Raw genomic sequence first — 7,325 nt, 5'->3', positions numbered from 1 at the left:
TAAAGTGCCAAATAGCTGATTTTTAACAGCCTGAAAATGGAAGACATTCCTTTTCAGGCTTTTTTACTTTCAGGTAGCCAAATTCATTTAAACTTGTCTCACCTTATCAAAAAAGGGCAAGACAAAGATGAAAGCTGGATGAGACGGGCGGAACAAGAGCTTGCCAAAATGTGGCAGCCATTTAAAGGCAAATAAACAGACAAAACGCAGGTTGAGGAAAGAGTCTTGACCTGCTGATATTCTTGATTTACAATGTAAGCAATTTTTAACACAATTTTAAGGAACAAAATAATGAGCAGTAACGGCATTTACGTTTACGACATCAAACATGGCTCACCCAAAACCTACGAAGAAGCCCATGAAATTTTAAATACATTAAGCGGTTTCAAAGAAAGCGCACCCAACCCCAATATGGCGGCTTTCGGCAAGAAATTCGGGAAATTTGTTCATCAAGCATGGCAATTTTATGAAGGCGATGTGGCGTTAAAAATGTGTTTAAACATTGAACACGAAACCGCGCATATGCTGGCTGCTAAATACAGCTTTGAATTTTTGCCCAACCAATGCGATGAAAATTTCCTTTGCATTATGATTCGCGCGGCGAGTGAAAACAATTTGGTGGTGGTAGAGGGTAATCGGGAGAGTGTTTTTTTGCCTGACGGCACAGGATTCAATGTGCAAGGCGAACAATTTCATTGGGAGCAGTTTGTTGAATTTGGTGAAACTAACTGGCAATGGCGTGTTAATAATGAATTCATTAACCAAGATAAACCACAAATCCCTGCCAGTGAATCCAAAAGAAATAGTTTAATGTCTAAAATTGTTAAAGCAAGATTGGGGGATAAATTAACAGAATTATTTAAAGTTTATGATGTTCACTCAAACTATCAAGCACATTTTTTTAGTGCAAAAACAGAGTTATTTTCCCTATTTTCTGCATATATTGTTACTGAAAAAAACAAATTTGATAGAGAAGAAGATGTCTATCGTTTTAAAGCTAATATTTATTTTGATATTAGAGAAGAATATGAAGATAAAATAGCCAATTTGGGTTTTTCACATAAGAGTAGTATTTTTAGTTTTTATGGTGTATCTGATAACGCAAACCCAAATATTGATATTAAGAAAGATGATGATGGTTTTTGGTATGGAAGTTGGAAAGTTCGTGAATATGATGAATGGGTAAGATTGATAGAAGCAGCTGCCGATATGTTCATGTACTATTTACCCCATATTGGTACATTGGAAGATTTTATGAAATTCGTGCAAGCACACGATGCAGACGAAACGAATTTTGCAGAATTAACGATGCCTGAAACCGACCCTGCTTTGCGTGAATTATGCGAACAAAGATGGGGACTTAAACCACGAGATTAAAAATATCAGCGTGTAGGTTGGGTTGAGTAAAACGAAACCCAACAAGTTTAAGGCTTAGGCTGTTGGGTGGAACGGCGGTTCAACCCATGAGCTGTAAGGTGTATATCACGCACCAATATAGTCAAAGAACTGCAAAATTACCACAAAATTGGTTTTGGAAGTAAGGTGCATATCACGCACCAATAAAAGGCTGGAATTTCAAATGGTGTGTTGTACGCACCTACCAATTATCAATCAAACTCAAAAAAAGCATTGAAAATATAGTGATTTAACTTCAAAAACCACCAAAACCGTTCGCCCTTAGCTATGCCTTCGGGTAAAACGGTTTTTCGTTATGGTTCGACAAGCTCACTTTGAGCGAAAAAACTTTGTTGGATTTTGAATTGAATTTAGTATACATCGGCTTAATACACATAGTGTATTATTTGGTTAATTTTGATGATTTTATAATCAAGACAACAAATAAAAAAAAGCACAAAATGATTTGTGCTTTTTATTAAATTACGCCACCCTCTCCTTATAAAACGGCTCATCGCCAATCACAGTTGCACGGTGCATAATACGATGGGCATCGCCATAATCAAACAGTGCCTTGTGCTGGGTAGCACGATTATCCCAAATCACCACATCGCCCTCGCTCCATTGATGGCGAATGACAAACTCATCTTTGATACTGTGAGCAAACAGCTTATCAAGCAGTTCACGGCTTTCACGCTCGTCAAGTCCGTCAATTTGACTGGTAAAACCCTCGCTGACAAACAGCCCCTCCTTGCCTGTTTCTGGGTGGGTGCGGACAACAGGGTGCGATAGCGGTGGGTTGCTGGCAATTGCCTTTTGCAATTTTTCATCATCTTCGGCAGATTTGCCAAAGCGTTCGGCAGGAAACGATAGGCGAATGTCGTGAGTGGCGGTTTTGCCACGCAAGAAATCTTTGGTCTCATCGTCCAAGGCTTCAAAGGCGGCGGTTAGACTTGCCCACAAGGTGTCGCCCCCAACAGGTGGAATTTTTACCGCTCGTAGCACACAGCCCAAAGGCGGTGTTTTGCTAAAAGTAACATCGGTATGCCAAAGCTCATTGTCTCGCAAATCGGTCTGATGACTGTCTAATACAATCACTTCCTTAACATCAGGCACGGTGGGGAAAACTGGGTGAATATGAAGGTTGCCAAAAGTGCGTGCTAGGGCGACTTGCGACTGGCTACTTAGGTTTTGTTCTTTAAAAATAAGCACTTGGTGCTTTAATAGAGCGTCTTTGATAGCCTCATTGTCATCGGCACTTAGGTGGTTTAAATCCACGCCTGTGATGGTTGCACCGATGGCAGGTTTGATGGGGGTTAGGTTTAAGGTCATTTGATTGCTCCATTGCAAAATAGGATTGAATGGGCAAATTATACGGTGCTATTTTATGCTGATAAAATACTATTTTTGGGTTTTGATATTCTTATTTTTCATAAGAAAGGGGCTAATTGTGTGTTGTTTGGCTGATAAAAACCAACCGCCAAATGGGGGTTGGTTTGGGATTTTGATTAAGAGTTTTTCTTAAAATACAGTCTTTTTACCAATTTATAAATAATTGTGCCAATCGCCAATCCATAGAAATATGCCATCACTTTTGCCAACATACTGCCGTGTCGCCACGCAATTGGTTCTATGTTATTATTGACAATTTTATAATGATATTCCGCAGGGTCGGACATACTGTCAGTCCAAGTTTTTAATAAATAACTTTGGTCAGCATTTTGATAAAGCTCCAAACGAGCAACGCCACTTTCGGTTGAATGTGTTATGGGTATTTTGCAAAGGCGAAATTCACTAGGATTGGCTTGATAATCTTTAATAGGATATAAGGGCAAAGGTCTATCATCTTTTACCAATCTTTCAGCACAAATGGCAAAGTATTCATTGGGTTTGGTAAATTTTGGCTGAATAAACAAATAAATCATTTGACCCAAAATTACCCAAAGCATCATAAAGATAAGAAAACGGATAAATTTGTATTTTAGGTGTTTCATTTTTATTAACTATGTATTAAACCAAACATTCCACGCTTGGCAAATTTAAAGGTGGGTGTGCGGATAAATCCACCAATTTAATAAAATCATCGCCCTTGATATAATGCAAAACATATTCTGATGTATAGTCGCCCTTTTCGGATTTTTCATAATTGGGAATGCCAATATGATAATGCCAAAGATTGTGTGTTTTGGCATAAATGATTCGTTCACTCCAATTGGGGTGCGTTACAGGTACATCCATCGGACGATTTATTGCGACCTTGCAAACCGTCAAAGCCAAATTGCTCAATGTGTTTAGCAAAAGCACGAATTTTAATTTGGTCAGCTTTTGGAAAATTATTAAAATGTTTTAGGAAAATTTGCCCAAATCTGACTTCCATTATACTTTCTCCGAAATAAAATCATCATCGGTTAAATTTTCTACCCACGCAAAAAAGTCATCATCATTATCAAATTTTGGCATTACGACATAAGGGGCTTCCACCGCTTGTTTCATTCGCTCCAAATCATAATCAAAATCGCCCTTAGCATAGCTTGGTTGTTTGATTTCTTCGGTAAGCGTAAGAACCACTTCACCGTTATTGGTAAATTGCACAGGATTGCCATTTTTTACACTCATAATTTGCTCAACAACCATGGGTGGTAAGATACTTAATTCTATTGGCATTTTTTTGCTCCGAGTTTGTTTTAATATTAGGAATAACAAATGTTGTTTATTCCCAATTTCTTTTAATAAATAGGGTATTTGATATTTATGCTATTTAGCTAATCTGACACTATATCACTTTCATCAACATCTAACCAAGATAATCTACCCATCTCAGACAAATAAATAGCCAATACAGATTTTGATAGAGTAATTTTTAATCTATCTTTCACATCATAATCCTTAAAAGTACATAAAAATAAATACATTAAAGTATAAATGTCTTTATGGTCAATATTCTCATTGATTGCATTGATGACAAATTTTATTTTAATATCTTTAATAAAATAAAAAAATGAACTCAAACAATCATAAAAAGCCGATAAATTCGTACCAAAATAATAAGAATTTTCAAAAATTGGATTTTTATTAGCCATATCTTGATAAACACATTTGCCAGTATGGTCATAAATCTCTTGCATAGTTTTAAATGTATTATCAATGATAACAACAATTTCTTGATTGTTATTGTGATGATAACTTTCATCAGAAAAGAAACTTAAAAATGGGTCGGTCATTTTATTTGTCCAGTGCTATTTTGCTTTATTTTACCACAAAACCTCTTTTTTTTTGCCAAATTTTTTACCTGCTAATCCCAATCCCACCATTTTTTTGGCTTGAAAAACTTTCTGAAAAGCGATAAAAGTATTGGTTAAATTATCATTATTTTTAATCATTTTATAACCAATAACAACTAATTTTTATTCACCAACTCTTTAATAATCCGATAGGGTTCATCACAATTTTTGACATATTCAAATCTTGGTGTTGTATCTTTTTGATAAGGAAATTGCATAAAAAATTTGTCAAACACATCATTATCGCCAAAAATAATTGTGCCATAAGTATCTTCGTGGCTAATAAATTGTAGTTGTGGCAAATTTTTTAATAAGATACTTTTAAAAGATTTGTTGTGATTGCCAGTTGCAATAATAATTCTCTCATTTGTAATGGCATAATCAGTAAATTTTCTTTGATAATTGTCATAAAAAAATCGTCCGATGAGCATATGAATACCGATGATGATAAATGGCACGCCCCAAAGTTGAGAGAATAAGTCATCAGTCATTGTTAGGGCGTTATACTCATAAAAAAATGCAAATCCCGCCCATAGTATAGAAAAAGGTATTTGGGTTTTGTCAGACGCATGCAATAAAATACCTTGTTTTGGTTTACCATACCAAAGTAAATTTTCATTGGGATTTAGTTCTTTTTGGAATAAATTTGTCGTGTTCATTTGAATTTTTAATGAAAAATATTTTAATTTTATCATAATAAATTTTGATAAGAATTGCAAATTTTTTAAAATTATCAATCCTGTCCAAATGCAAACACCACCATTTCCCTTAACTCTATATGAATTTTTGGAATAACAAATGTGTTAATCGGCATTTATCAATCCGCCCAAAACCCTTTACCATACGCCATTATTTCCTTTGCTTAAAACAATTAGCCAAATTTAGGACAAATTAGCCAATGTACCAATATTCCTACGCCGACCAAGCCCTTGTCAATGAACGCGTTGCTCAGTACCGCCACCAAACCCAGCGTTTTTTAAAAGGCGAGTTGCCAGAAGATGAGTTTTTGCCCATTCGCCTGCAAAACGGTCTGTATATCCAACGCCACGCCCCAATGCTCCGTGTTGCCATTCCTTACGGACTGCTTGCAAGCTACCAACTTCGCACGCTGGCTAAGATTGCCGATGAGTTTGATAGGGGCTATGGGCATTTTACCACTCGCACCAACATTCAGTTTAATTGGGTACAGCTTGAACAAGTGCCTGATATCCTACAAGTTTTGGCGGACAATCAAATGCACGCCATTCAAACCTCGGGCAACTGCATTCGTAACACCACCACCGACCCCTTTGCAGGTATTAGCACGGACGAGATTGCCGACCCTCGCCCTTATTGTGAGATTATCCGCCAGTGGAGTACCTTTCACCCTGAATTTGCCTATCTGCCCCGTAAATTTAAAATCGCTGTCATCGGCTCAAAAATTGACCGCTCGGCAAGCCAGCTCCACGACATCGGACTGCATATTGTCAAACAAAATGATAAGATTGGCTTTGAGGTCATCGTGGGCGGTGGGCTTGGGCGTACGCCGATGATTGGCAAAGTGATTAATGAATTTTTGCCACGAGAGCATTTACTCTCTTATTTGGACGCTATTTTGCGTGTGTATAATTTAGAAGGGCGAAGAGATAATAAATACAAAGCAAGAATTAAAATATTAGTAGATAGTCTTGGTAAAGACGAATTTGCTAAAAAGGTGAATGATGAATGGCAATTTAGCAAAGATGGCGAATTAACCTTATCTGATGATAATTTTAAAAAGGCGGAGAGCTATTTTACCTCCCCTAATTATAAAACTTTGGATTTATTAACTGAAACCGACAAATTAAAAGCCCAATTAGACAGCGATAAAAACTTTAAAAATTGGTATGAGCATAATACGGTTAATCACAAAATTAACGGCTATCGTGCGGTGGTTATTTCATTAAAAGCAGGACTGATTAAATACAAAGACGGCACAGAAAAATTTATCCCTTCTGGCGATATGACAAGTCATCAAATGCGTGCCTTGGCGGATTTATCTGACCAATACAGCTTTGGCGAAATTCGTGTTACCCATCATCAAAATGTGATTTTATCCGATGTTAAGTTAAGCGATTTATATGACTTATGGCAAGCCTTAGATGAGCTTTATTTGGCACGCCCCAATATTGGCACGCTCACCGATATGATTGTTTGCCCAGGTTTTGATTATTGTTCTTTGGCAAATGCTACTACTCATAATATCGCCCAAAATATTGAAAAAGCCTTTGATGATTTGGATTATTTATACGATTTGGGCGATATTCGCTTAAATATGTCTGGCTGTATGAATGCCTGTGCCCATCATCATATTGGCGATATTGGCATTTTGGGCGTGGACAAAAAGGGCGAGCATTGGTATCAGATTAGTTTGGGTGGTAATGGCGGTAGTAATGCCAAACTTGGGCAAATATTGGGCAAAGCGGTACCTGCCGATGAAGTGGCTAATACCATTAAAACCATTGCCAAAGTCTATAAAGAGGGTCGCCAAGAAACGGCTGATGAAATAGAACGCTTTGGCGAGTTTGTTAATCGTGTGGGCATTGAACCGTTTAAAATGGCGGTTTATGGGTAATTCAATATGGTAATAATTTGTAGAGGCGAATTGCAATTCGCCCAATAGCAAATGAA

Annotated in this window: 10 protein-coding genes; 3 read left to right on the top strand and 7 right to left on the bottom strand. The window is 37.1% G+C overall.

Annotated features, from left to right (window positions below; translation table 11 throughout):
• The first annotated feature begins 36 nt into the window (after positions 1-36).
• On the top strand, positions 37-195 hold the full coding sequence (locus MOB01S_RS12355; RefSeq protein WP_157073944.1) for a hypothetical protein: 159 nt from the start codon (positions 37-39) through the stop codon (positions 193-195).
• Between the two features lie 96 nt (positions 196-291).
• A complete protein-coding gene (locus tag MOB01S_RS08520) occupies positions 292-1,377 on the top strand; it encodes a hypothetical protein (protein WP_066803915.1) in 1,086 nt (361 codons plus the stop codon).
• A 501-nt stretch (positions 1,378-1,878) separates the two neighbouring features.
• On the opposite strand, the gene tauD is transcribed toward MOB01S_RS08520, so the two are convergent.
• The 7 genes from tauD to MOB01S_RS08490 form a co-directional block, all read right to left on the bottom strand.
• The gene (tauD, locus tag MOB01S_RS08515; RefSeq protein ID WP_066803912.1) at positions 1,879-2,727 is read right to left on the bottom strand and encodes a taurine dioxygenase; all 849 of its coding nucleotides are present in this window, start codon (positions 2,725-2,727) and stop codon (positions 1,879-1,881) included.
• 176 nt (positions 2,728-2,903) lie between these two features.
• Positions 2,904-3,389 carry a hypothetical protein gene (locus MOB01S_RS08510; protein WP_066803910.1) on the bottom strand — a complete coding sequence of 162 codons (486 nt, stop codon included), beginning with the start codon at positions 3,387-3,389 and terminating at the stop codon, positions 2,904-2,906.
• Positions 3,390-3,405: 16 nt separating this feature from the next.
• Positions 3,406-3,681 carry a hypothetical protein gene (locus MOB01S_RS08505; RefSeq protein ID WP_218016088.1) on the bottom strand — a complete coding sequence of 92 codons (276 nt, stop codon included), beginning with the start codon at positions 3,679-3,681 and terminating at the stop codon, positions 3,406-3,408.
• Positions 3,682-3,771: 90 nt separating this feature from the next.
• Positions 3,772-4,011 carry a hypothetical protein gene (locus tag MOB01S_RS08500; RefSeq protein ID WP_169798136.1) on the bottom strand — a complete coding sequence of 80 codons (240 nt, stop codon included), beginning with the start codon at positions 4,009-4,011 and terminating at the stop codon, positions 3,772-3,774.
• Between the two features lie 146 nt (positions 4,012-4,157).
• The gene (locus MOB01S_RS08495; RefSeq protein WP_066803906.1) at positions 4,158-4,616 is read right to left on the bottom strand and encodes a hypothetical protein; all 459 of its coding nucleotides are present in this window, start codon (positions 4,614-4,616) and stop codon (positions 4,158-4,160) included.
• 30 nt (positions 4,617-4,646) lie between these two features.
• Positions 4,647-4,775, bottom strand: coding sequence for a hypothetical protein (locus MOB01S_RS12870; protein WP_281177239.1), 129 nt, complete (start codon positions 4,773-4,775; stop codon positions 4,647-4,649).
• A 17-nt stretch (positions 4,776-4,792) separates the two neighbouring features.
• On the bottom strand, positions 4,793-5,335 hold the full coding sequence (locus MOB01S_RS08490) for a hypothetical protein (protein ID WP_157073943.1): 543 nt from the start codon (positions 5,333-5,335) through the stop codon (positions 4,793-4,795).
• A 239-nt stretch (positions 5,336-5,574) separates the two neighbouring features.
• Here MOB01S_RS08490 and MOB01S_RS08485 point away from each other — a divergent pair, with 239 nt between their 5' ends.
• Entirely contained in the window at positions 5,575-7,269 is a 1,695-nt protein-coding gene (locus MOB01S_RS08485) for a nitrite/sulfite reductase (protein WP_066803901.1), read from the top strand.
• Positions 7,270-7,325: the final 56 nt, after the last annotated feature.

It is taken from the genome of Moraxella oblonga NBRC 102422, assembly GCF_001598275.1.
GTDB lineage: Bacteria > Pseudomonadota > Gammaproteobacteria > Pseudomonadales > Moraxellaceae > Moraxella > Moraxella oblonga.
Note: the sequence above shows the minus strand (reverse complement) of the source record. Positions and strands in the feature narration are given on the sequence as shown.